Here is a 20,672-nt window from a genome sequence, read left to right as displayed (position 1 = left end):
AAACCAATTGAAGCAAAGTCGCGCTTAGACGGATAAATCTGCTCGGGGTTTACTGAAAGAAGACCTAAATCGAAAGGATCTTGGCCTTCAAAACGCACGCCACTACTAACAAAGGGTAAACCGTCGGCACGAATAATTTGCCCATTGCGAGTGACGATGGTGATGCCATCAGCAGATGCCCAGATCCGCTGCTTGCCATCGGCTTTTGCCAATCCCATGTGGGTTTTCGGGTATATCCCATATTTCACATAAATGGCTGCGTAGTTAAAGGCTAAACGCTGCTGTTCTGTAAAGTTGGCGTCTGGTAGCCCGTTAATGGCGATATCAAGCAGTTCTTTACCGCTTTTGTATTCATGGGTACAAGCCATGAGCGAGCTACAAATGCTCGCTAAAATTACCAGTTTTCTCAAATGCATGTCCGTTGCCTAAAGCTATAATCTGCTCTAGCTTAGCATTAGAAGGCGAGGGCTAAAAGTCTGTGATATTGCGTGACTGGGTGGATGTTTATATTTTGCTCATTATCAGCTTGGCAAACTGAGTTTAGGGTGGTTATTTGGGCTGACTGATTAAGTTGAACTGTCTATAATAGGCCGCCAGTCTCGCCTTGTTTTGGTATAACCAATGGGTGGGGAGATGTTACTAGACTAAGGACCAGCATGGCCAGAACCGCAGCGGCATTACACATATTAGTGAAACATAAAGAGCAAGCCGAAGATATTATTAAGCAACTTAATAAAGGGGCTAAATTTCAAACCTTAGCCAAGAAGTATTCAAATTGTCCTTCAGGTAAGAAAGGTGGCGATTTAGGCGAATTTCGCCGCGGCCAAATGGTGCCTCAGTTCGACAAAGTGTGTTTCAGCGGTGAATTGCTAGTGCCTCACTTAGTTAAAACCAAGTTTGGCTGGCATGTGGTAAAAGTATTATACAGGACATAGTTTCTGCTTAGATATTGCCAGTGTGATACTGGCTTTGCTCTGCACGGTTTTGTTTTCTCGCTCCCCTGCCACAAGGCTGTTCACTTCTGCTCAACTCACAAAAGCGCTTATTGACCCATGTTTAAGACTTTGCATTAACAAAAGGCAGTTGCTAAGCGCTTCATTGCTAAATAGAATTGCTTGGCTTGCCATTCTGCAGCTTAATGTAAGTTGTGCTACTCGGTCATATCGGGGCTGAAGGGGCATGCCAAGGAACCTCAGGTGGGTGAATCTAATACCTGACAAATATCGTCTAGGAAGAGAAATTTAAGATGTCGAAAGCGGAGCAGTCCTCTAGAAAGTTAAGTTTTATTATTATTGGCATTGTGCTGTTTATTTGGCTGTACAGCCTTTGGGCAGATCGGGTGACGCCGATCACCGGCAACGCACGCGTACATTCGTATTTGGTGCGTATTGCTCCTGAGGTAACAGGTAATGTTACCGAAGTGAATGTGAGTAATAACCAAGTGGTTGAGGCCGGCGATGTACTATTCAAAATTGACCCGAGAAACTATCAAATCCAAGTGCGCACGGCCCAAGCTAACTTAGCCATTGCTGGACAAAATATTGGCGCTAGCACTGCGGCTGTAGAGGTGGCACAAGCCATAGTGGTGGAAGCTTTAGCCGCTCGCAACAATGCTGCCGAGCAAGCCGCCAGAGTCACCGAGTTAGCTGCTAAAGGGGTATTAAGTCGTTCGGAACTCGATAACGCTATTGAAGGCCGAGACCGAGCCGAAGCGGCGCTGGATGCGGCAGAGGCCTCGTTAATTCAAGCTAAACACAACTTAGGCCCCAAAGGGCAAGATAACCCACAAATACTGGCAGCAATGGCCAACTTAGAAAAGGCTGAGTTAGATCTACAGAAAACGCAAATAGTAGCGCCCTCGAAAGGAATCGTCACCAACCTGCAATTAACGGTGGGGCAAAAAGCCAATGCCGGCACGCCGATGTTAACTTTTATTGACCCTAGAGAAGTGTGGATTTCGTCAATGGTGCGTGAAAACTCCATTGAGCACATTAAAGTTGGGCAAAAAGTAAAAGTGGTAATGGATGCCTTGCCCGGTCGTGTTTTACAAGGTTACGTAGATAGTATTGGTTGGGGCACCGGCGGCAGTAACAACATCGATCAAAATACCGGATTTTTAGTTGCTGATAACCAGTCTTTAGCGGCTCAGCGCTATGCAGTGAATATCGCCTTTGCTAACGATCAAGTTCCACACAACATTCGTTATGGCTCTCAAGCCACGGTGGCTTTTTATACTGAACAAAGCAGCTTAGGCGAAGCTTTAGCGTCACTTTGGATGTTTATTTTAAGTATTTGGACTTATGTTTCGTAGCCCTGCTAACCCTATTATAAGGCTGGTTTTTGCCCCTATATTACTGTTGTTCTATCAGTTGTATAGTGGTGCGCCTATTCCAGTGTTGGCGCCTATCTTCGTGGTTATTTTTCTAACCATTATGCCCTCGCGTCCCCCTTTAAACTTGCTGCTTATGCTGTTAGTTTCGCTGCTGGTTATTTGTTTTGGCATCATTGCTTTGGGTAAGGCTTTACTTGAATCGCCAAGTGGTTTCGCTTTGTTTTGTTGGTCTATTTTGTTTTGGAGTTATTACCGTAGCCATCGAAATCCTAAAGATATTCTCTCGTCGTTAAGCTTAATTGTTATCATCATCATGGTGGTGATGACCAAGCAAATGGGCCTACCCATGGGGGGCTTCCCATGGTTAATGTTTAGCAAGTTTATTACCGCCATTGTGGTGACTTATGTGGCGTTCTTGTTATTTCCTGGGGAAGAAAAGGATATTTTACCTGCTGAGCAAACCGATGAAGCGCCTGAACATCATATTGGTTTAATCGCTTTTAAAGCGACCGCCATGAGTTTAGTGCTGGTGGCACTTATTGGCATTGGTAGTTCGCAAACCATGTTGATTGCCATTACCATTGGCAACATGATGCGCAGCCCTTTGGTTACCGATCACCATATCTTTGGCCGTAACCGTTTGATTACTACTGCGGTGGGGATTTTATTTACCTTTCCCTGCATGCTGTTAGTGGTACTCGGGGTTTCTCATTGGCTATTGTTGGGGGTAAGTTTGTTCTGTGGCCTGCAACTGGCTTGTTATGGCATCCGTCGTCGCTGCCGTATGGATGTATACCAGCTGTTATTTACTAACTTTACTGTACTCACTTATCAGGTGATTTCCCATCAGGGAGCAGATTCTTTTTCGGCTCAAGTATTACGTCTATTTTCCATTGCCGTGGCGGTGTTTGTGGCGGTGTTATTGTTGAATTTGGCCAACCACCCCAAGCCGAATAATACGCTAAGCAAAAATCACTCAGCTTAAGCTTGTTGTGGTGATTATTAGGCGTTTTGTCAGCCGTTGCATGTAGTCTGTTCTTTTTAAAAAGAACCGGCTACATAACAGAGCAAATTCTTATTGTGCGAGGCTCATTCTCTGAACTGGTGAAGTTTGTTATCTTGCTGCGGGTTTAACGTAAAAAAGGGGGCATTATGCGGCGGCGTTGCTACGTATATCTCATTGTTTGCTGTTTAAGCGTATGCAGTACGCTGGTCTCGGCGAATAGCTTAATCACGCAGTTTGAGCACCCTCAACATCATTGGGCGCACTATCTTATTAAACCTGATGTATTACCAGAGACAGATGCAAAACGCCTACAACAAGACCCCTACCTAGGGCTGTTTATTCAAGAAGTCGCGGTGCAGGAACTGGCTCGTTTATGGACACTTGCGCAGCAACCCGATTTTTCGATGAGTCAGCTTCAAGCGAACGATTATAATTTTTCTAATATTCGTAATATTCGGCGGCAAGGGCGAACGCCGTTTGCTTATTTTGCCAGTACCGAGGCTAAATTAGGCGGCTCTAGCTCATCCGATATGCAACTTGCTATGGTTATTCAGGCGCATGCAAATCAAGGCCACGGTGATACAGGAACAGGTATAACGCTGAGTGTGCCGCTTAACCTTAGGCTATCGCTTCAGCAGCTGCGGCAGCTGGAGTCTTTAGAGCAGGTAGAAGCCTGGGCCAGAGCAGAGGTAAGGCTTGATGAGTAAGCGAGTCCTTACTGTGTGCTCCGACTATCTCCCTAGAGTAGGGGCTTGAGATGCAGTATGAGCCTTTAACGCTGACCTTAATCCGCGGTTTACCCGGCAGTGGTAAGTCGACACTCGCCAAACAGTTACCTGGTGTTCACCTTGAGGCTGATATGTTCTTTGTTGATAAACATGGCCACTATCATTTTCAGCCTCAGCAATTAAGCCAAGCACATGCTTGGTGCCAGCAGCAAACCGAACAGCAGTTGCAGATGGGCAATAGTGTGGTGGTAGCCAATACCTTTGTTGAGCTCTGGGAAATGCAAGCTTATCGAGACATTGCGGCTCTCACTGGGGCCGAATTAATCATTCGTTGCTGTCGCGGCAATTATGGCAATGTTCATGGTGTCAGTGAGCAAACCCTTGCCGCTATGCGCCAACGCTGGCAAGAATAAAGGCGCCCTTAGGCGCCTTGATAACAGTGGTTTGCTAAAGCTGTTTAGCTGCGCGCTGGTTCGGCGTACATGGCGCTAATTTGCTCGGCAAAACGGCTTTCAATTACCGCCCGTCTTAATTTCAAGGTTGGGGTGAGTTCGCCTTGCTTCATGCAAAATTCTCTGGGCAATAGGGTGAACTTTTTCACCTGTTCAAAGCGTGCCAAATTAGCTTGAACTTGCTTCAAGCGACTCTGAATTAAGTTTTTAATTTCGGTGTTTTCTAATAATTCTTCACGATGCTGCCACTTAATGCCTAATTGTTTAGCTTGCTGCTCTAGGGCTTCATAGGCTGGCACAATTAGCGCTGAAACAAAGTGGCGAGCATCGGCAATAATGGCCACCTGCTCAATAAGTGGCTCTCGGATCAACGCGCCTTCTACCCGCTGTGGCGCGATGTATTTACCGCCCGAGGTTTTCATCAATTCTTTAATTCGTTCAGTAAGTTGCAGGTTGCCTTCGGCGTCGATATTGCCAGCGTCACCGGTATGTAGCCAACCATCAATAATGGTTTCGGCGGTGGCTTCGGGTTTGTTGTAATAACCGCGCATTACCGTTAGGCCTTTAACCAAAATTTCCCCTTGCTCTGAAATTTTTACCTGTAGGTCATTCAGCGGCTGCCCAATACTGCCAATGCATTTATGCTGTTCGGTATAACACGACACTGTGGCGGTTGATTCTGTCATGCCGTAACCATAGGTGATGGGTACATCTAGGCATTGGAAGAAGTGGTTGATGTCGTCGGCTAATTTCGCTCCCGAGCAAGGAAGTAACTTAGCCGGGCCAAAAATGTCGCGTAACTTAGTTAGTACCAACTTATTGGCGAGGCGGTATTGCAACTTGTGCAGCAGGCTAGGCTGTTGCTGTGTTTGTTTTAACTCTAGTGCTTGCTTGGCAATGCCTATTGCCCAGTTAAATAAAGCTTGTTTGCCTGCAGAGGCTTGGCCAACTTTTTGTAAGATAGTCGAGTGAACTTTTTCGTAAAGACGCGGCACGCTGCACATCAATGTGGCTTGGCTACGCGGCAGTGCTTCTTGGATTTTAGCCGGGTCTTCCAAGTAGATATTGCTGGCACCCCGATAAAGGATGTAATAAGTCCAAGCGCGCTCAAATACGTGGCTCAAGGGGAGAAAACTCAGCGATACATCGCTGCTGTCAACGGACAGGCGCTGGTCGTGCATGCTAAACGCACTGGCGAAGTTGGCGTGATCTAGCATTACGCCTTTGGGCTCACCGGTGGTTCCCGAGGTATAAATAAGGGTGGCGAGATCGTCCATTTTTATTTGCTGGCGACGCGTTTCTAACTCGGTGTCATCGCTGCTCTGGCCTAGGGCTAAAAACTCGCTCCAGCTCAGTACTTTGGCACTATCTGGTTGGTGGCAAGTTTCGAAGCAAACGATGGTTTCGATGCTACCAGACTCGAGTAATTGCAAAGCAATCTCGAGTTGCTCTTGTTGGCCTACGAATAAAATCTTGCAGTTGGCATCCTCAGCAATGTACTGGCTTTGCTCTAGGGTGCTGGTGGGATAGATAGGCACTACACAACCCCGCGCTGCTAAGATCCCGAGGTCGGCAATGGTCCACTCAGGCATGTTGGGTGACATTATGGCCACGCCTTGTTGCTGTTGGTGACCTAAATGAATTAAGCCTTTGGCCACTTGCGTCCATTGCTGTGAAAAATCCTTCCATGAAAAACACTGCCAGGCTTGGTCGCGCCATATTTTCAGTGCGACCTTTTGCGGTTGTTGTTTAGCTTGACGCTCTAACAAACTAACGATGTGCTGCATGTTTTTACCTTTAATAAGGAGGAAAGGCGAGGAGCCTAAAATAAGCGCGTCATTTTAGTGATTTTCAATTAAGCGTACAAGTGTAAGCTCAGTTATTTTCCGGTTTAATATCACGCATTTTGACTATTTTTAATTGCTTTTTGTATCAATAAGCTTTGATTCGACTACTTTTTAGCAGCTTTATCTGTGCGTGTGGTTTGGGTTTTTAGCAGCATTTGCCCAGCTGTAGAACAGTACGCTGTCATGTTAGATTATTCATGCATGGGTAATCGTTTACCCTTTGGCGGTTTCTGAATCATTTGATAAACTTGTGAGCCCTCTGGGGAAATAGTTAAACCATAAGCTTGGTATCACTTCTATTTCGCTTTCTTTGCTTGATAATGCTTTCTTAAATCCCGCCTTCGCGATCTCGATCGCAAAAAATACAGATTAAAATTAGCAGTTAAAAATAATGGTGGAAACGTTTTCCCTTTGGTGGTTAAATTAGTCCTAGCAAGACAGGATTAAGCAGTACTTACTTGAAAACCTGAACAGGTATTTTATTGGGAGAGAGCCATGAAAAAGGTGTTGGTAACGGGCGGTATGGGTTACATCGGTAGTCATACCTGCGTGCAGCTAATCAAAGCAGGTATAGAGCCGATTATTTTAGATAACTTATGTAACAGTAAGTTAGAGGTTCTCAATCGTATTGAAAGTTTAACCCAACATCGCCCGGTATTTTATCAAGGTGATGTGCGCGACCGCTCGGTATTAGAGACGGTTTTTGCTCAACAGAAAATTGATTCGGTAATCCACTTCGCTGGCCTAAAAGCGGTAGGGGAGTCGGTGCAAAAACCCTTTGAATACTACGATAACAATGTATCTGGTTCCTTAGTGCTGATAGATGTGATGCGTAAGGCTGGGGTGAACAGCATGGTGTTTAGCTCATCTGCCACGGTATACGGTGAGCCCAGTAAAATGCCGATTGATGAGAGCATGCCTACTGGCGCTGTTACCAACCCTTATGGTCGCAGTAAGTACATGATTGAGGAGTGTTATGCCGATATTCAAAAGGCTGCGCCGGAATTAAGTGTCACGCTATTGCGCTATTTCAATCCGGTGGGCGCCCACCCAAGTGGATTAATGGGTGAAGACCCACAAGGCATACCCAACAACTTAATGCCCTTTATTGCCCAAGTGGCGGTGGGGCGTCGTGAAAGCTTGTCAGTATTTGGTAATGACTACCCAACGCCGGATGGCACCGGAGTGCGGGACTACATTCACGTAATGGATTTAGCCGATGGGCACGTGGCGGCTTTAACTAAAGTGGGTCAACAAGCTGGCCTGCACATTTTTAACTTGGGCACCGGCAAAGGCAGCTCGGTATTAGATGTAGTGAAGGCCTTTAGTCATGCTAGCGGTAAAAACATCGCCTACCAAATTTGCCCGCGTCGCCAAGGTGATATCGCAGAGTGTTGGGCGGCCACCGATAAAGCGGAGCGTTTATTAGGCTGGAAAGCCAGCAGAACTCTGGAAGAAATGAGCGCCGATACTTGGCATTGGCAATCTAATAACCCACAGGGTTATGAGCAATAATTAGATGATATTTGCAAAGTGCTGACCGGCATTTTGATGGAGAGATGAAAGACTATGTTGAACACTGTATTTGACCCAACCGAGCATCCACACCGCCGCTACAATCCCTTAACTGGGCAATGGATTTTGGTGTCGCCGCACCGTGCCAAGCGCCCTTGGAGCGGCCAAGACGAGGCACCTGCTACCGAACAGTTGCCCAGTTACGATGAGAAATGTTTTTTATGTGCTGGCAATACCCGTATTTCTGGAGATAAAAACCCGGATTATCAAGGTACTTACGTATTTACTAATGACTTTGCCGCCTTGATGACCGACTCGCCGGATGTACCTAAGTCCGATGACCCGTTATTTACCAGTATGGAAGCGCGCGGCCTTAGCCGAGTGATTTGTTTCTCGCCGGATCACAGTAAAACTTTGCCTGAGTTATCCTTACCTGCGATCCGCGGTGTGATTGATACCTGGAACGAGCAAATTGAAGAGTTGGGTAAAGATTACCTTTGGGTTCAAGCCTTTGAAAATAAAGGTGAGACCATGGGATGCTCGCAACCGCATCCGCACGGACAAATTTGGGCTAACAGCTTTTTGCCTAACGAAATAGAGCGAAAAGACCAACACCTACGTGACTACTATCAACAGCATGGTAGCAACTTATTGGTGGATTATGCGGCCAAAGAGCTGGCGGCAAAAGAGCGTGTGGTAGTGGAAACTGAGCATTGGCTTGCGGTAGTGCCGTATTGGGCAGCATGGCCCTTTGAAACCATGCTAATGCCTAAAACTCATATTCGCCGTCTCAGTGAGTTAAGTGATGCTCAACGTGATGACTTAGCGCTAGCAATTAAAAAGCTGACTAGCCGTTACGATAATTTATTCAAGTGCTCTTTCCCTTACTCAATGGGTTGGCACTACGCGCCTTTCTTTAAAGAGGGGGATACCTCCACCGAGCACTGGCAATTACATGCCTTGTTTTATCCACCCTTATTACGCTCGGCTAGCGTACGTAAGTTTATGGTGGGTTATGAAATGCTGGCTGAAAGCCAACGCGATTTAACCGCTGAGCAAGCAGCAGCTAAGCTGCGCGAGCTAAGCGACGTGCACTACAAAGAACAAACTAACTAGGAGCCCGACATGTCACAACGCCAACAACAACTTATCGATAAGGTTTCTGCGGCCTTTTCTGAAATGACCGGTAAGGCTCCTGAAAAGCTGATCCAAGCTCCCGGACGAGTGAACTTAATTGGAGAGCACACCGATTACAACGACGGTTTTGTATTGCCTTGTGCTATCGATTATCAAGCCATGGTGGCCGCGTCACCCCGTAGTGACAGCATTGTTCGAGTGGTATCTGTTGACTATCAAAACCAAGTAAACGAATTTGATATCAGCAAGCCCTTGGAGTTTGAGCCAGACATTATGTGGGTTAACTACATTCGTGGGGTGATTGCTTGCCTACAAGCTAAGGGCTTTGAGTTTTCTGGGGCCGATATTGCGGTGAGTGGTAACGTACCTCAGGGCGCAGGGTTAAGCTCATCGGCTGCCTTAGAAGTGGTTATCGGCCAGACTTTTAAAGCCTTATATCAGTTGGATGTATCGCAACAACAGTTAGCCTTAATTGGTCAACAGGCCGAAAACGAATTTGTTGGCTGTAATTGCGGCATTATGGATCAGCTGATTTCAGCCGAGGGTGAACAAAATCATGCGCTGCTGATTGATTGTCGCTCGTTAGAGACGCAGGCGGTGGCTATGCCTGAAGACATGGCTGTAGTGATTATTAACTCTAACAAGAAACGTGGTTTGGTCGATAGCGAATACAATACGCGTCGCCAGCAATGTGAAGCTGCGGCCAAAGGTTTAGGCGTTGATTCACTGCGTGATGTCAGTGAAGTTCTGTTTGCCGAAAAAGGCGCGAGCCTCGACCCTATTGTGGCCAAACGTGCCCGTCATGTGATTACCGAGAATGCCCGCACCTTGGCGGCAGCAGAAGCGCTTAAAACCAATGACATGGCTAAGTTAAGTGTTTTAATGGAGTTATCTCATGCGTCGATGCGTGATGACTTTGAAATTACCGTTGCCGAGGTGGATTGCTTGGTTGAGATAGTGAAGCAAGTGATTGGCAATGCTGGTGGGGTGCGGATGACTGGCGGTGGCTTTGGTGGTTGCGTAGTAGCCCTAATGCCACCAAGTTTGGTGGATAAGGTTTGTCAGGCGGTGGCCGAGCAATACCAAGCCAAAACCGGCCTCAAAGAGAGTATCTACGTATGTAAGGCCATGCCGGGCGCTGGCGAAATTTAAGTATCTTATATGTTATGAGAAGCCTCGACTGAGTTCGGGGCTTTTTTATGGTTTTTTAAAGTTAAACTGGCCTTGAACGGTGGTGATGCTATCAAGGTAAAGCAAAATGGCGTCCCCTACAGGATTCGAACCTGTGTCTAAGACTTAGGAGGTCCTTGTTCTATCCGGCTGAACTAAGGGGACTTAAATCGAGGTCATTGTATATCAAGTTATTAGCTCTACCAAGAGCGGCCTAATTAAACGCATAAAATTCATACATATAGCTTTAGCTTAACCGAATAGGATTGTGCCCAGAGGCTGGCCAGAGCTGAGCCAATAAAAAGCCCAAGCAACTTGGCTTGGGCTTTGGAGGTTTAAGTGCGCTGCTTAGTTAACTTTAAAAGATGAGAATTGTTTATTTACTTCTGCAGCGTGGTCTTTTAAGCGCTGGAACTCTTCAACCAATTGATGGATTTGGCTTGAGTTCAGTTCGCTGGCATTTTTAATGTTCACTATGTTTTCCGACAAATCGGTTGCCACTGCTGATTGCTCATTGGCGGCGGTGGCAATTTGCGCATTCACTTCGTTTACTGTATCGATAGAGGCAACAATTTGTTGCAAGGCTTCAGCCGTTTCATTGACAGTTTCCCGGCCTTTCTGACTGAGTTCGTGGCTTTGCTCGATAGAACCCACCGCTTGGCTGGTAGAGTTGGTTAGCACTTCAATTAGCGATTCAATCTCTACGGTGCTTTTTTGCGTTTGTTCTGCTAGTGAGCGCACTTCGTCGGCCACCACGGCAAAACCACGCCCGGCTTCACCTGCTCGGGCCGCTTCAATGGCGGCATTTAGCGCTAGCAAGTTGATTTGTGCCGCTACGCCTTTAATGACATCCAAAATGGCGGTGATGTTACCCACATCTTTTTCTAGAGTTTCAATTGAGCTGCTGCTCTCTTTGATTTGCTCGAATAATTGGTCAAAGCCATGCAAGGTTTGTTTAAGGCTGAGCATCGCCAAATCACCTTTGTCTTTGGCGTCTTGAGTGACTCCGGCTGCGTATTTGGCACTGTCGTCAACACTTTGCGCTGACGAGCTAAGCTCAGACACCGCAGTGGCAACGAGTTCGGTTTGGGCTAATTCGTCTTCTACCACTTTTTGGTTTTGTTCTGAAATGCTGGTCATGCGGTCGACCGAAGCCTCCACATCGTTGAAGCTTTTCATCGCTGAGTTCACTAGGTTTTGTACCTTCTCAACAAAACTATTAAAACCACTGGCTAAAAAGCCAATCTCGTTATCGGCTTTTTTCTCAAGGCGTAGGGTTAAGTCGCCATTGCCGCTAGACATTTCATGGAGCGACGAACCAGTTTGCTTAATTGGGGTAATGAGGCTGCGTGCTACAGCAATACTCACCGCCAATGAAATGACGATAATGACCAAGGTCACTACCACCGACATAATGAAAATGGAGTGGGCGACACTGTTGGTGACCGCCAACGCTTCATCGACATTGTATTCGGCGATGATTGCCCAAGGCTTGCCAATAAAGTTAATCGGGGCATAGGCAAAAATGGTTTGCTGGTCAAACAGATTGCTTGACTGTTGCACGCCCGATTGGCCAGCTAAGGCTTCGCTAACGGCTGAATAAGACAGTTTGGTATAACCAGCATTGCTACCTAGGCTTTGCACGGCTTTTAGCTCGGCGGAGTTTTGTACTTTATTAAAGGTGCTGGGATTTTCGATTAATAAACGCGAGTTGGTTCGGATCATTTGATCGTGGCCAACCAGGTAGGCTTCACCTCGTTCGCCTAGGCCAGAGGTTGCCCACTCACCATTGAAGGTCATTAACTCGCTAATACGTTTGGTGTTAATTCGAAATACCAATACCGCAAAAGGCTCATCTTCGACGAATATCGGTGCGGATAAAAAAGCCGAATATTCGCCATAGGCGGGAGGGTAAAACTGAAAGTCAACAAAGCTGTATTCACCCTGAGGCAGCTCTTTGGCCATTTTGAAGGCTTGAGCCATGCCGGTATTTTGGTAGGGGCCGTCTAGCATGTTGGTGCCGAAGTCGAGCATTTTTTTCGCCGAGTAAAAGACTTGCGAGGTTTCGATGGCCACCATCGCGACATCGGCCAGACCAAAGCGTTGCATTAAAGTTGCCAAGTTCTGATGCATTTTTTGATGCGCTAACGCAAAAGAGGTGCCGTCGCCGGGATCTAATACCGTGTCCTTATGGTTTAAGTCGGCATCGGTTTTGAGTAAAAATTTGTATTGTACCGCCACCGCGTGGTCGTTTAGCTCTTGAGGCTTGGCTAACTGACTAAAAGTATTATCCAGTGCTTGTTGCTGCAGATAGGAAGCGATAGTGGTTTGGTAGTATTGCGTGAGTTCTTGGCGCTGAGTGATGATGTTTTCTTTACCTTGTAAAAAGGCGTAGGGGAAGAAGGCACCGTATAAACGTTCGGCAGATTGCTTAATTTGTGGTTGCTGAGAGTAATCAACAATTCGGGTTGCCAATGTTTGGGAGTAGTTGTTAACTGCGCTGGCGGTGACGTTTTGTAGTGATACCAGTTGGTCTTGTCTCGATTCAAATAGGGCAGTTTTCATCTGATTAATGGCGACATTGGCAGTAAATAAAGACGCCACTGCCGAGGCGAAGGTGGCGATAGATACAAACAGAATCAGGGTCTTGGTAAACATCTTCATTGATTAATCTCCGAGCTCATAGTCGAGAGTGTTCCGTTACACTGCGTTTAATTATTATTGTGCTTATTCATTGTTAATTTGTTGTTGCCAAAATAAGTGTGGCTATTATGCCTTTGTTTTTCTTGTTATTTAGGTGACGGAAATCACGGCTTAGCAGATTGCTTGGCATATTAGTGTCAGCGGGTTTCATAGTGAAGAGGAAAGTAGTTGATTTCATTAGCCAATGACGTATTTCATTAGCGGTCAAAGGATACGGGGGTTCACTGTTTGTCTGAGTAATGAGCTTATCAATTTAGAAGTTTTTTACATAATAGTGCAGTGTTGTAGAGCGCGACAAAGCATATTTCATCGGGTTTTAGCAAACTGAAACAGTAAAGCCGCTCTGCCATATAAGCGGCTTAAAGTTTGTTCAGTTTCTCATGCTGCTGAACTCAAATTATTGCTTGCTTACTAGGTCGCCCAATTGAATATTGGCTGTCATACTTGGGTCTAGCGCTACCACAATGGCACTGTTTTGGTAGACTTGCTCAATTCTTACTTGGCTACCAGTAAGGCTTTGTTCTTGACGGGGAATGTCCCATTCTCCCCAGTGGTAATTTTGTTGGATTAGGGTAAGCAACATACCGCGGTTTAATTGATTAGCTGCACCAAGGTTGATTTGCCAGCGGTCTGGCCCCAAAACTTTAACTACGCTGCCTTGTAACGGCTGACAAGCAAGCAAGGCATCTACTTCCACTAGGATCTGGTGAAGGGTGTTATTCACCGTTTGCCCGTAGCTGGATAGCCAAAACTCAGCGGAGTAGGGCGAGATGATTTCACGGGCGTCAAATTGCCAAGGCGCGTTTACTGAGAAACGCTTGTTGTAAATTTCTTCTAAGTCAATGGCGTTGTAGACCCGTGCATTAATGACAAAATAGCGCTGTGGGTAACTGAAGTTAATTACCTTAGGTTTATAGACTCTATCTAAAGAAATATTTTCTATTTCCAGCCCCAATAGGTACTGCGCACCATAGCGGTCGGCGACGTCTTTAATGCCTTTAAAGTTGTGTTCACCCGGCTTGTAATAGTTAAGTGGTAATTTCGGTGGATGTTTAATATTAAATTGTTTACCGATTTGCCGCGCAATGTCGTAGGCACGTTGCTCTACCGCTGGCGAAAGCTCTTGCAGCTGACCAACCCGCGCTTGGTGTTGTTGTTTTAAATAAGGAGGCAGTAACAACAGATTTTTACTATAACCACTGGCTTTACATTGGCTGGCTTCGGGAAAGACATCAGCTTGTAAGATTACATAAAATTGTTGGCCTTGCTGTCCTTCGTCAAGCACAGTTAAGTTGTGTAATGTGCCTTTGGATACAACCTCTAGCTGGTCGAGAGTCAGCTGACCGCCGTTGACTTGGCTTATGCTGGTGACTGAGGCGCCAGCATACAGTAGCAACTGCTTAACCGCTTCTTGCATGGCATTGCTACGCGCTTGCTCAACCTGGTCGTTAACGATAATGGCTTGTCCCTTCGCTTCATACCATACCGCTTGGCTGGTGCTGCAAAGCAACATTCCTATCATCAAAATTAATATTTTCATAAGCTCCTCCTGTTCAGGCTAAAGCAATAACCGTACCTGATACAAAGCGTTAATTTTTTGACTGGAACAGTTTTTGCTTTATAGGGGTCAATAGAAGGAGAAGGGTATGCGATATACAACATTAGCGGCGGTGTTACTTATACTACAAGGCTGTAACACCACTTTGCATCATGTTTCTAATTATCCCTATGTTGAGCCTCGTGAGCAGCAGGATGCGACTTTGTTTGCCCATGTTAATGCACTTTCGAGGCTGTTGACCGATGATCTTGATTTAGATGAAACCGACTTGGTGGCAATTAGTACCGTGGTCGATTTAGATAACCTACAAAGTAGTGATAGTTTTGGGCGGCAAGTGGCAGAGGCAATGTTTGCCGCTTTGTCAGAAAAAGGTATACACACCGTTGAACCTCGTTTAACTGGTCGGCTACAAATGGATCCTAGCTTTGGTGAGTTTTCTTTGTCACGTGATGCCAACTTGTTGCGTGAGCAAATGCAAATTACCTACGTGGTGGTGGGTAGTTTTCAACGTACTGATTCTGGGCGGCATGTAAATATGCGCTTGGTTGAACTGGCCAGTCAAAATGTGGTGACAGCGGCTTATCAGTTCATTCCGAATGCGGCAGGGGCGACCTCGCCAAGAGTAACTAGTGTAAATGGGAGCTTGCAGCGTCATGAACAATCTGTACTTTAAATGTTGGTTTACTAGCCTAGCGTTACTATTTGTTGTTGCTTGTACATCAACGAATCAAGTTAAGCAGGTGGAGTGGACTTATCAACCTCCAGGCGACTTTACCATTGTCAATGCCGTGGGCTATGCGCCGATCAGTCAACAACGTGGCAATGATCTAGCAAGTAAGCAGTTACGAGCCATGAAGGCGTCTAAGTTAGACGCTTATAGGGAGTTGTCTGAACAAGTATATGGTCAGCGAATTGATAGTAGTGCCACTGTGAGCGATTTAGTATTGGGTAATGAGCGTTTAGCCGCTTCTGTTGCAGGGGTTATTCGTGGCGCGAAAGTGATTAAATCCTATTCTGTTGATGATGTATATGTGACTGAATTACAATTAGATTTTAGGGACGTCTACCGTGTTACTATGTCTATGGCTCCCACTCGCCACCTAGAGAGTCAAAAAACCATTCAATTCTAGTAAAGATTTTGCCTTTCAAGCCGATAATTAAGGCGTAATAGACGATTAAGGACGGGATATGAAAGGTATGACTCTGGTGGCTTTAGCCACTTCGTTATTGGTGGGCTGTTCTAACACTCCATCAATGCAAAAAGTAATGGTTTATGATGGCTCGATACACAACGTTGCTCATAACGCGCCTTACCTTGAAGGTGTGGTGGATGAAACTGGCCAACTGTTTTTAAGTAGCTCTCCGCGCCGTACTCTTAATGCTTCCAACGTAGATCTTTCCGATAGCGCTGTAGAACATTCTCTCACCGATTATGTTAATGCCATGTCGCAGCGACTGGTATCTAGCTCTCATTATGTTAATGCCGATACCCCGATTGGGGTGGCGTCTTTTGTTCCTTTGGATGATTTTAAAAGCACTGACGTATTTGGTATGCAGTTGGCCGAAAGCTTTGTCTATGAAATGCAGCAAAATGGTTTTTCGGTGATTGACTACAAAACCACCGGTTTTATACGGGTGACTCCAGAAGGCGACTTTGTTTATAGCCGTAATGTTAACGAGCTATCCAAGCGTTTACCTATAGAATATTTGTTGGTAGGTACCTTTAGTAAATCTACTAACGGCGTTTTAGTAAATGTAAGGATTGTTGGTGCACAATCGAAGGTGGTGGTGGCCTCTGCTCAGGAGCTTATTCCTAACGAAGTTTACCAAAGTAAGGTACCCGAACCAGTTAAGCGTGATGGGGTGATGATTATTGAAGCGCGCAAACAAGCCAATAGCCGTATGCCTGTGGGGGAGCGCGGTTAGTTTCGCCTGAGTCGTCTTTAGCTATTACACAGATTAACCCCAAATTATCCTAGATGGTTTGGGGTTTTATATTGCGTTTAAAATAGTCACTTAGGGTTATTTCAAAATAGAAGGTTAAGCTTTAAAACCTTTGCCTACGCGCTGTGAACTGTGTTTTTTACCTAGCTTATCGTAGGTAGAGGCGTTTTGATTTTGTAGCTGGTCGATAACCGCGCTGAGCTGGCGAACCTTTTCTTGACTAGCTTTAATCACCTCACCGTTAATCGCATTGAGCGTTTGACATTGTTCTAGCAATTGTTGGGTGTGTGCAACTTTCTCGGCAAGCTGAACGTCGCTGCTAAGCAGCTGTCTATCTGCGGAATTTTCGATTTGCTTATCGAGCTCAATAATAGCCGATAAAGATTGTTCTTTTTGTTGTGCTATCGCAAACAGGCCTGTACTGTCGTCTTGCTCAAGCGCTAATTTTTCTTGTTGCAAAAGAGAAAGCAGCAATTCTAATTGCTGCTCTTGGGTATTCAGTAGGGTGGCGATCATTGACTAACTATCCTAGCGCTTTATTAAACTCGCTTTCAAAGTCACCCATTTTTTGGGCAACTCGGTTAGCATCTATTTGATAGCTTCCATCGGCCACGGCTTGCTTAATTGACTCTAGTTTTGAACTTCTGCTGTCAGAGTCACTGAGCAAATTCTGCTGAATACGGTTTAGTTGTTGTGCTTCGTTAGTAAGCATAACTGAATCCTGGGCTACAGCAGAAGTAGCGTTTGAACCTTGTTCAGCGCTAGTTTTCGTTCCTTTGTCAGATACTCTATTGGCATCTAGTTGACTAGGACGGTTTCCACCTAAGTTGTTAATATTTAAAGCCATAATGGCGCCCCACAGTTAATCAATTTTTCGTATTCAATAAAGCTATCGGCTCGGCTTAGTAAAACTTTAGAAAATATTTAAAGTTTTACTTCAACTAGACCTAATGCTTTGACTCGGCCGGTGACCAAACGTTGTGACTGACTATTTCTAACGTTGATGGTATCACCGATATTACCACTTGATAAAGCTGTTCCTCGAGTGGTTACTTTTAAACCGCCCATATTGGCAGAAATAGTCACAGTGTCATCTTTACAGATAATGCAAATATCGCGCCCAGTTATAATTTGGTCTTTTCTTATTGCCCGGGTGAGTTTAGCGCCTAATAAGGGGGTTATCTCAGTGAAATAACTACCACGTAATCTATTTTGTGGAATGAAACTGGTTTCCAGCTGCTGGTCGTCTAAACGGGCTCCTTCTTGCAGTGGAGCGGCGGCAACCACTACAGCGAGTAATACTTGTTTACGTACTGGAATATACAGTCGCCAGTTCAAGTGTTCTTCGCAGGTAACTAATACAATAGTATTTCTTCTAACTTCATCGTTAGCTAGGCTATAACTATAATTACTTGGACATTGGGGAATCGCCACCCGTTCATCGAGTTGGTTGGCGTTAAGTTCAATTTTTTGACTGGCGTCGCTACTGATTTGCGAGCGAACAAATTCCACTGCTGATTTTTCAAGCTGTTGATGGAGTTCACTAGTGTGAGCAGCAAGGCTAAAACAAAATATTAGTAGTGATGAGGCAATTTTTATCAACATTTCCTATATGATACCGATAAAGCAAAGTAACAATTGGCTTTTTTGTCTATGCTTAACATGTTGATGCTAGGCAGTTTGGTGTCAAAAAAACGACAATAAAGCGATAGTATATAGGGGTAAGCAAAGTTAGTGCCCCTTTTCTAAGGAGTGAGAGTATATGGCGGGTATTTTAGATTCGGTAAACCAGCGAACCCAGTTAGTAGGGCAAAACCGCCTAGAGCTGTTGTTGTTTCGGTTAAATGGGTCACAGCGCTATGGTATCAACGTTTTTAAAGTTAAAGAAGTATTGCAGTGCCCTCCGTTAACCGCTTTGCCTAAGCTAAACCCAGTGATCCGCGGTGTTGCACATATTCGCGGGCAAACTATCTCAGTAATTGATTTAAGCTTGGCAACTGGCGGAAGACCGATAGAAGATTTATCTAAGTGTTTCATTATTATCTCAGAGTACAACCGTTCTGTTCAGGGCTTTTTAGTGGGTTCGGTAGAACGTATCGTTAATACCAATTGGGAAGATATTCTGCCTCCGCCAAAAGGGGCCGGTAAATTTAATTACCTTACCGCGGTAACAGAAGTAGAGAATGAATTAATTTCGATTTTAGATGTTGAAAAAATTCTTGATGAAATTTCGCCAGTTGATACAACGGTTAGCCAAGCAATTGTTGATGAAGCCGTTTCCAACGTCCATATTGATAAGAAAATTTTGGTAGTAGATGATTCGTCGGTCGCTCGAAATCAAGTGAAACGCGCAGTTAGCTCCTTAGGCGTTGAAACGCTGCTTTGTCAAGACGGTAGAGAAGCCTATGAGTTGCTTTGCTCCATGTCTAAAGACGGCCCGATTACCGACCAGATTGCGTTAATTATTTCTGATATTGAAATGCCTGAAATGGACGGGTACACACTCACCGCTGAAGTGCGAGCACATCCAGATTTGAAAGATTTACATATTATTTTGCACACTTCTTTAAGTGGCGTATTTAACCAAGCCATGGTAAATAAGGTCGGCGCGAACGACTTTATCGCTAAATTTAATCCTGATGAACTAGCGGCTGCTGTTCGTAAGTCTTTGTAGAGAGTGTGGAAGCATTTGTGAGAACCATAACCGACGATGTATACAAGCAGTTTTGTGGCTTTTTAGAGAAGCAATGTGGAATTGTTTTAGGTGACAACAAGCAATATTTGGTAAAGAGTCGCCTGTCACCGTTAATGTCACAATATTCAATAGCCAGTTTGACTGAATTGGTTCAAAAAGCCATGAGTTTACGCGAGCGTGAATTGCGTGCTGCGGTGGTTGATGCGATGACCACCAACGAAACCCTCTGGTTTAGGGATACCTATCCTTTTCAATTGTTGGCCGATAAGTTATTGCCTGAATATAGTAAGCTGTCTCGTCCCGTCAAAATTTGGTCTGCGGCGAGTTCATCTGGGCAAGAGCCGTATTCAATTATGATGACCGCGCTAGAGTACCAAGCCAAACGGCCAGGGGCTTTACCTATGGGGGTGCAAGTTGTTGGTACCGATATTTCCCCTTCGATGCTAGAACATTGTAAACGTGCCGAGTATGACGCCCTGGCGCTGGCTAGAGGCTTATCTCCGGAACGTAAACGGCAGTTTTTTGAGCCTACAACGGATGGTCGTTACAAAGTAAATGATAAGGTCAGGAAAAACGTGAGTTTTCGACCTCTAAACTTACTCGACAGTTATGCCTTGATGGGGAAGTTTGACATTATTTTCTGTCGCAATGTTTTGATCTATTTTAACGCTGAAGTGAAATCGAAAATTCTTAACCAGTTTGCTCAAGCGCTCAATCCAAACGGTTATTTAATGCTTGGCGCTTCCGAATCGATTACCGGTTTGACTGATCGTTTTAACATGTTGCGTTGTCATCCTGGAATTGTTTACCAACTTAAGTAATTCATTAGCGGCAGCAAAGGGCAATTGTTGCCGCTTTGTTTGCCGCTAGCCTGACCCTCTGCTAGCTTTATTTCGGCCTAGCGGCTGATAAATCCTTTTCCTCCCATAATTTAAAGCGTCAAAAAAACACTGGCATAGCTTTTGCAGATTAATTTTTGTGAAAAATATAGTGAGGTGTATATGGCAATTACTTTTGATAAAGCCTTAGGCGTTCATCAACATACCGTTGGCGTTAGAGCTCGTCGCTCTGAAGTCTTGGCTAGTAATATCGCTAACGCTGATACACCGAACTATAAAGCACGAGATATTGATTTTAATAAGGCCTTTGCTGCTGCAAAAAGCAAACAAAGCGGTGGTCTGCAAGTGACAAATGAGCGTCATATTCAAGGTGGACGTAATCAGTTTTCTGAGTTGGGCTTTCGAGTGCCAGACCAAGCCGATACTGGCGATGGAAATACCGTTGATGTGCAGCAAGAGAAAGCTGCTTTTATGCAAAATGGGCTTGAATATCAAGCGGGAATTAACTTTTTGTCGAGCAAATTTAGCGGTTTGCGCAAGGCGATTAAGGGAGGTCAATAATGAGCTTTTTTAATGTTTTTGATATTACTGCTTCAGCCATGAAAGCGCAGTCGGTTCGTTTAAATACTACGGCCAGTAACCTTGCTAATGCTGACAGTATTAGTTCCAGCGTTGACCAAACCTATCGAGCCAGAAAACCTGTGTTTGCCGCCGAATTAAATAGAGCTAGTCAGGGCCAACTTGAA

22 protein-coding genes and 1 tRNA gene are annotated in these 20,672 nt (G+C 45.2%); 15 read left to right on the top strand and 8 right to left on the bottom strand.

Going from position 1 to position 20,672, the window contains the following annotated elements; genetic code table 11:
- Positions 1 to 368 (bottom strand): YjbF family lipoprotein (locus tag ACQY6Q_RS06030; RefSeq protein WP_427979091.1); only part of this gene is annotated, 368 nt, incomplete at its 3' end.
- A 288-nt stretch (positions 369 to 656) separates the two neighbouring features.
- Here ACQY6Q_RS06030 and ppiC point away from each other — a divergent pair.
- From ppiC to ACQY6Q_RS06005, 5 genes are all read left to right on the top strand, one after another.
- A complete protein-coding gene (gene ppiC / locus ACQY6Q_RS06025; protein WP_427979089.1) occupies positions 657 to 935 on the top strand; it encodes a peptidylprolyl isomerase PpiC in 279 nt (92 codons plus the stop codon).
- 311 nt (positions 936 to 1,246) lie between these two features.
- Entirely contained in the window at positions 1,247 to 2,311 is a 1,065-nt protein-coding gene (locus tag ACQY6Q_RS06020; protein ID WP_427979086.1) for an HlyD family secretion protein, read from the top strand.
- Positions 2,301 to 3,317: a DUF2955 domain-containing protein gene (locus ACQY6Q_RS06015; RefSeq protein ID WP_427979084.1), complete on the top strand. Its 1,017-nt coding sequence runs from the start codon at positions 2,301 to 2,303 to the stop codon at positions 3,315 to 3,317. Before ACQY6Q_RS06020 ends, ACQY6Q_RS06015 begins: the two co-directional genes overlap by 11 nt.
- 167 nt (positions 3,318 to 3,484) lie before the next feature.
- Positions 3,485 to 4,045, top strand: coding sequence for a hypothetical protein (locus tag ACQY6Q_RS06010; protein WP_427979082.1), 561 nt, complete (start codon positions 3,485 to 3,487; stop codon positions 4,043 to 4,045).
- A gap of 50 nt (positions 4,046 to 4,095) precedes the next feature.
- Positions 4,096 to 4,479 carry an AAA family ATPase gene (locus ACQY6Q_RS06005; protein WP_427979080.1) on the top strand — a complete coding sequence of 128 codons (384 nt, stop codon included), beginning with the start codon at positions 4,096 to 4,098 and terminating at the stop codon, positions 4,477 to 4,479.
- A 44-nt stretch (positions 4,480 to 4,523) separates the two neighbouring features.
- On the opposite strand, the gene ACQY6Q_RS06000 is transcribed toward ACQY6Q_RS06005, so the two are convergent.
- On the bottom strand, positions 4,524 to 6,305 hold the full coding sequence (locus ACQY6Q_RS06000; protein ID WP_427979078.1) for an AMP-dependent synthetase/ligase: 1,782 nt from the start codon (positions 6,303 to 6,305) through the stop codon (positions 4,524 to 4,526).
- Between the two features lie 555 nt (positions 6,306 to 6,860).
- Here ACQY6Q_RS06000 and galE point away from each other — a divergent pair.
- The 3 genes from galE to galK are packed head-to-tail and all read left to right on the top strand — an operon-like array spanning position 6,861 to position 10,169.
- Entirely contained in the window at positions 6,861 to 7,880 is a 1,020-nt protein-coding gene (gene galE / locus ACQY6Q_RS05995) for a UDP-glucose 4-epimerase GalE (RefSeq protein WP_427979076.1), read from the top strand.
- A 54-nt stretch (positions 7,881 to 7,934) separates the two neighbouring features.
- On the top strand, positions 7,935 to 8,996 hold the full coding sequence (locus ACQY6Q_RS05990) for a UDP-glucose--hexose-1-phosphate uridylyltransferase (protein WP_427979074.1): 1,062 nt from the start codon (positions 7,935 to 7,937) through the stop codon (positions 8,994 to 8,996).
- A 9-nt stretch (positions 8,997 to 9,005) separates the two neighbouring features.
- The gene (gene galK / locus ACQY6Q_RS05985) at positions 9,006 to 10,169 is read left to right on the top strand and encodes a galactokinase (protein WP_427979072.1); all 1,164 of its coding nucleotides are present in this window, start codon (positions 9,006 to 9,008) and stop codon (positions 10,167 to 10,169) included.
- Positions 10,170 to 10,276: 107 nt separating this feature from the next.
- On the opposite strand, the gene ACQY6Q_RS05980 is transcribed toward galK, so the two are convergent.
- The 3 genes from ACQY6Q_RS05980 to ACQY6Q_RS05970 form a co-directional block, all read right to left on the bottom strand.
- Positions 10,277 to 10,352: transfer RNA gene (locus ACQY6Q_RS05980), tRNA-Arg, on the bottom strand.
- A gap of 183 nt (positions 10,353 to 10,535) precedes the next feature.
- On the bottom strand, positions 10,536 to 12,851 hold the full coding sequence (locus tag ACQY6Q_RS05975) for a methyl-accepting chemotaxis protein (RefSeq protein ID WP_427979070.1): 2,316 nt from the start codon (positions 12,849 to 12,851) through the stop codon (positions 10,536 to 10,538).
- A 436-nt stretch (positions 12,852 to 13,287) separates the two neighbouring features.
- Positions 13,288 to 14,430, bottom strand: a complete 1,143-nt coding sequence (locus ACQY6Q_RS05970; RefSeq protein ID WP_427979068.1) for a flagellar assembly protein T N-terminal domain-containing protein — start codon at positions 14,428 to 14,430, stop codon at positions 13,288 to 13,290.
- 106 nt (positions 14,431 to 14,536) lie between these two features.
- On the opposite strand from ACQY6Q_RS05970, the gene ACQY6Q_RS05965 reads away from it, so the two are divergent.
- Genes ACQY6Q_RS05965 through ACQY6Q_RS05955 form a run of 3 tightly spaced genes read left to right on the top strand, consistent with a single transcriptional unit; the run spans position 14,537 to position 16,374 of the window.
- Complete coding sequence (locus tag ACQY6Q_RS05965) at positions 14,537 to 15,121, top strand: FlgO family outer membrane protein (RefSeq protein WP_427979066.1); 585 nt, start codon at positions 14,537 to 14,539, stop codon at positions 15,119 to 15,121.
- On the top strand, positions 15,102 to 15,578 hold the full coding sequence (locus tag ACQY6Q_RS05960) for an LPP20 family lipoprotein (RefSeq protein ID WP_427979064.1): 477 nt from the start codon (positions 15,102 to 15,104) through the stop codon (positions 15,576 to 15,578). The genes ACQY6Q_RS05965 and ACQY6Q_RS05960 overlap by 20 nt, the downstream gene beginning before the upstream one ends.
- 58 nt (positions 15,579 to 15,636) lie before the next feature.
- Positions 15,637 to 16,374, top strand: a complete 738-nt coding sequence (locus ACQY6Q_RS05955; RefSeq protein ID WP_427979061.1) for a FlgO family outer membrane protein — start codon at positions 15,637 to 15,639, stop codon at positions 16,372 to 16,374.
- A gap of 114 nt (positions 16,375 to 16,488) precedes the next feature.
- On the opposite strand, the gene flgN is transcribed toward ACQY6Q_RS05955, so the two are convergent.
- From flgN to flgA, 3 genes are all read right to left on the bottom strand, one after another.
- Entirely contained in the window at positions 16,489 to 16,908 is a 420-nt protein-coding gene (gene flgN, locus ACQY6Q_RS05950) for a flagellar export chaperone FlgN (RefSeq protein WP_427979059.1), read from the bottom strand.
- A 7-nt stretch (positions 16,909 to 16,915) separates the two neighbouring features.
- The gene (gene flgM, locus ACQY6Q_RS05945; protein ID WP_427979056.1) at positions 16,916 to 17,239 is read right to left on the bottom strand and encodes a flagellar biosynthesis anti-sigma factor FlgM; all 324 of its coding nucleotides are present in this window, start codon (positions 17,237 to 17,239) and stop codon (positions 16,916 to 16,918) included.
- 77 nt (positions 17,240 to 17,316) lie between these two features.
- Positions 17,317 to 17,997 (bottom strand): flagellar basal body P-ring formation chaperone FlgA, encoded by a 681-nt coding sequence (gene flgA / locus ACQY6Q_RS05940; RefSeq protein WP_427979053.1) that lies wholly within the window; start codon positions 17,995 to 17,997, stop codon positions 17,317 to 17,319.
- A gap of 157 nt (positions 17,998 to 18,154) precedes the next feature.
- On the opposite strand from flgA, the gene ACQY6Q_RS05935 reads away from it, so the two are divergent.
- The 4 genes from ACQY6Q_RS05935 to ACQY6Q_RS05920 all read left to right on the top strand — a co-directional run.
- On the top strand, positions 18,155 to 19,066 hold the full coding sequence (locus ACQY6Q_RS05935; RefSeq protein ID WP_427979051.1) for a chemotaxis protein CheV: 912 nt from the start codon (positions 18,155 to 18,157) through the stop codon (positions 19,064 to 19,066).
- 17 nt (positions 19,067 to 19,083) lie between these two features.
- Entirely contained in the window at positions 19,084 to 19,908 is an 825-nt protein-coding gene (locus tag ACQY6Q_RS05930; RefSeq protein ID WP_427979048.1) for a CheR family methyltransferase, read from the top strand.
- Between the two features lie 180 nt (positions 19,909 to 20,088).
- Positions 20,089 to 20,487 carry a flagellar basal body rod protein FlgB gene (gene flgB / locus ACQY6Q_RS05925; RefSeq protein ID WP_427979046.1) on the top strand — a complete coding sequence of 133 codons (399 nt, stop codon included), beginning with the start codon at positions 20,089 to 20,091 and terminating at the stop codon, positions 20,485 to 20,487.
- Positions 20,487 to 20,672, top strand: a 186-nt coding sequence (locus ACQY6Q_RS05920; RefSeq protein WP_427979043.1) for a flagellar basal body protein, incomplete at its 3' end; no start/stop codon positions are given. The genes flgB and ACQY6Q_RS05920, both read left to right, overlap by 1 nt.

The organism is Agarivorans sp. (genome assembly GCF_050295395.1).
Classification (GTDB): Bacteria; Pseudomonadota; Gammaproteobacteria; order Enterobacterales; family Celerinatantimonadaceae; genus Agarivorans.
Note: the sequence above shows the minus strand (reverse complement) of the source record. Positions and strands in the feature narration are given on the sequence as shown.

What these genes read in the sequence shown, in the direction of transcription:
- ACQY6Q_RS06020 (WP_427979086.1), top strand. Translation starts at nt 1,247, where the DNA reads ATGTCGAAAGCGGAGCAGTCCTCTAGAAAGTTAAGTTTTATTATTATT.
- ACQY6Q_RS05970 (WP_427979068.1), bottom strand. Translation starts at nt 14,430, where the DNA reads ATGAAAATATTAATTTTGATGATAGGAATGTTGCTTTGCAGCACCAGC.
- ACQY6Q_RS06010 (WP_427979082.1), top strand. Translation starts at nt 3,485, where the DNA reads ATGCGGCGGCGTTGCTACGTATATCTCATTGTTTGCTGTTTAAGCGTA.
- flgN (WP_427979059.1), bottom strand. Translation starts at nt 16,908, where the DNA reads ATGATCGCCACCCTACTGAATACCCAAGAGCAGCAATTAGAATTGCTG.
- ACQY6Q_RS05965 (WP_427979066.1), top strand. Translation starts at nt 14,537, where the DNA reads ATGCGATATACAACATTAGCGGCGGTGTTACTTATACTACAAGGCTGT.
- galE (WP_427979076.1), top strand. Translation starts at nt 6,861, where the DNA reads ATGAAAAAGGTGTTGGTAACGGGCGGTATGGGTTACATCGGTAGTCAT.
- flgB (WP_427979046.1), top strand. Translation starts at nt 20,089, where the DNA reads ATGGCAATTACTTTTGATAAAGCCTTAGGCGTTCATCAACATACCGTT.
- ACQY6Q_RS06000 (WP_427979078.1), bottom strand. Translation starts at nt 6,305, where the DNA reads ATGCAGCACATCGTTAGTTTGTTAGAGCGTCAAGCTAAACAACAACCG.
- flgA (WP_427979053.1), bottom strand. Translation starts at nt 17,997, where the DNA reads ATGTTGATAAAAATTGCCTCATCACTACTAATATTTTGTTTTAGCCTT.
- flgM (WP_427979056.1), bottom strand. Translation starts at nt 17,239, where the DNA reads ATGGCTTTAAATATTAACAACTTAGGTGGAAACCGTCCTAGTCAACTA.
- ACQY6Q_RS05960 (WP_427979064.1), top strand. Translation starts at nt 15,102, where the DNA reads ATGAACAATCTGTACTTTAAATGTTGGTTTACTAGCCTAGCGTTACTA.
- ACQY6Q_RS05975 (WP_427979070.1), bottom strand. Translation starts at nt 12,851, where the DNA reads ATGAAGATGTTTACCAAGACCCTGATTCTGTTTGTATCTATCGCCACC.
- galK (WP_427979072.1), top strand. Translation starts at nt 9,006, where the DNA reads ATGTCACAACGCCAACAACAACTTATCGATAAGGTTTCTGCGGCCTTT.
- ACQY6Q_RS06015 (WP_427979084.1), top strand. Translation starts at nt 2,301, where the DNA reads ATGTTTCGTAGCCCTGCTAACCCTATTATAAGGCTGGTTTTTGCCCCT.
- ACQY6Q_RS05955 (WP_427979061.1), top strand. Translation starts at nt 15,637, where the DNA reads ATGAAAGGTATGACTCTGGTGGCTTTAGCCACTTCGTTATTGGTGGGC.
- ACQY6Q_RS06005 (WP_427979080.1), top strand. Translation starts at nt 4,096, where the DNA reads ATGCAGTATGAGCCTTTAACGCTGACCTTAATCCGCGGTTTACCCGGC.
- ACQY6Q_RS05990 (WP_427979074.1), top strand. Translation starts at nt 7,935, where the DNA reads ATGTTGAACACTGTATTTGACCCAACCGAGCATCCACACCGCCGCTAC.
- ppiC (WP_427979089.1), top strand. Translation starts at nt 657, where the DNA reads ATGGCCAGAACCGCAGCGGCATTACACATATTAGTGAAACATAAAGAG.
- ACQY6Q_RS05935 (WP_427979051.1), top strand. Translation starts at nt 18,155, where the DNA reads ATGGCGGGTATTTTAGATTCGGTAAACCAGCGAACCCAGTTAGTAGGG.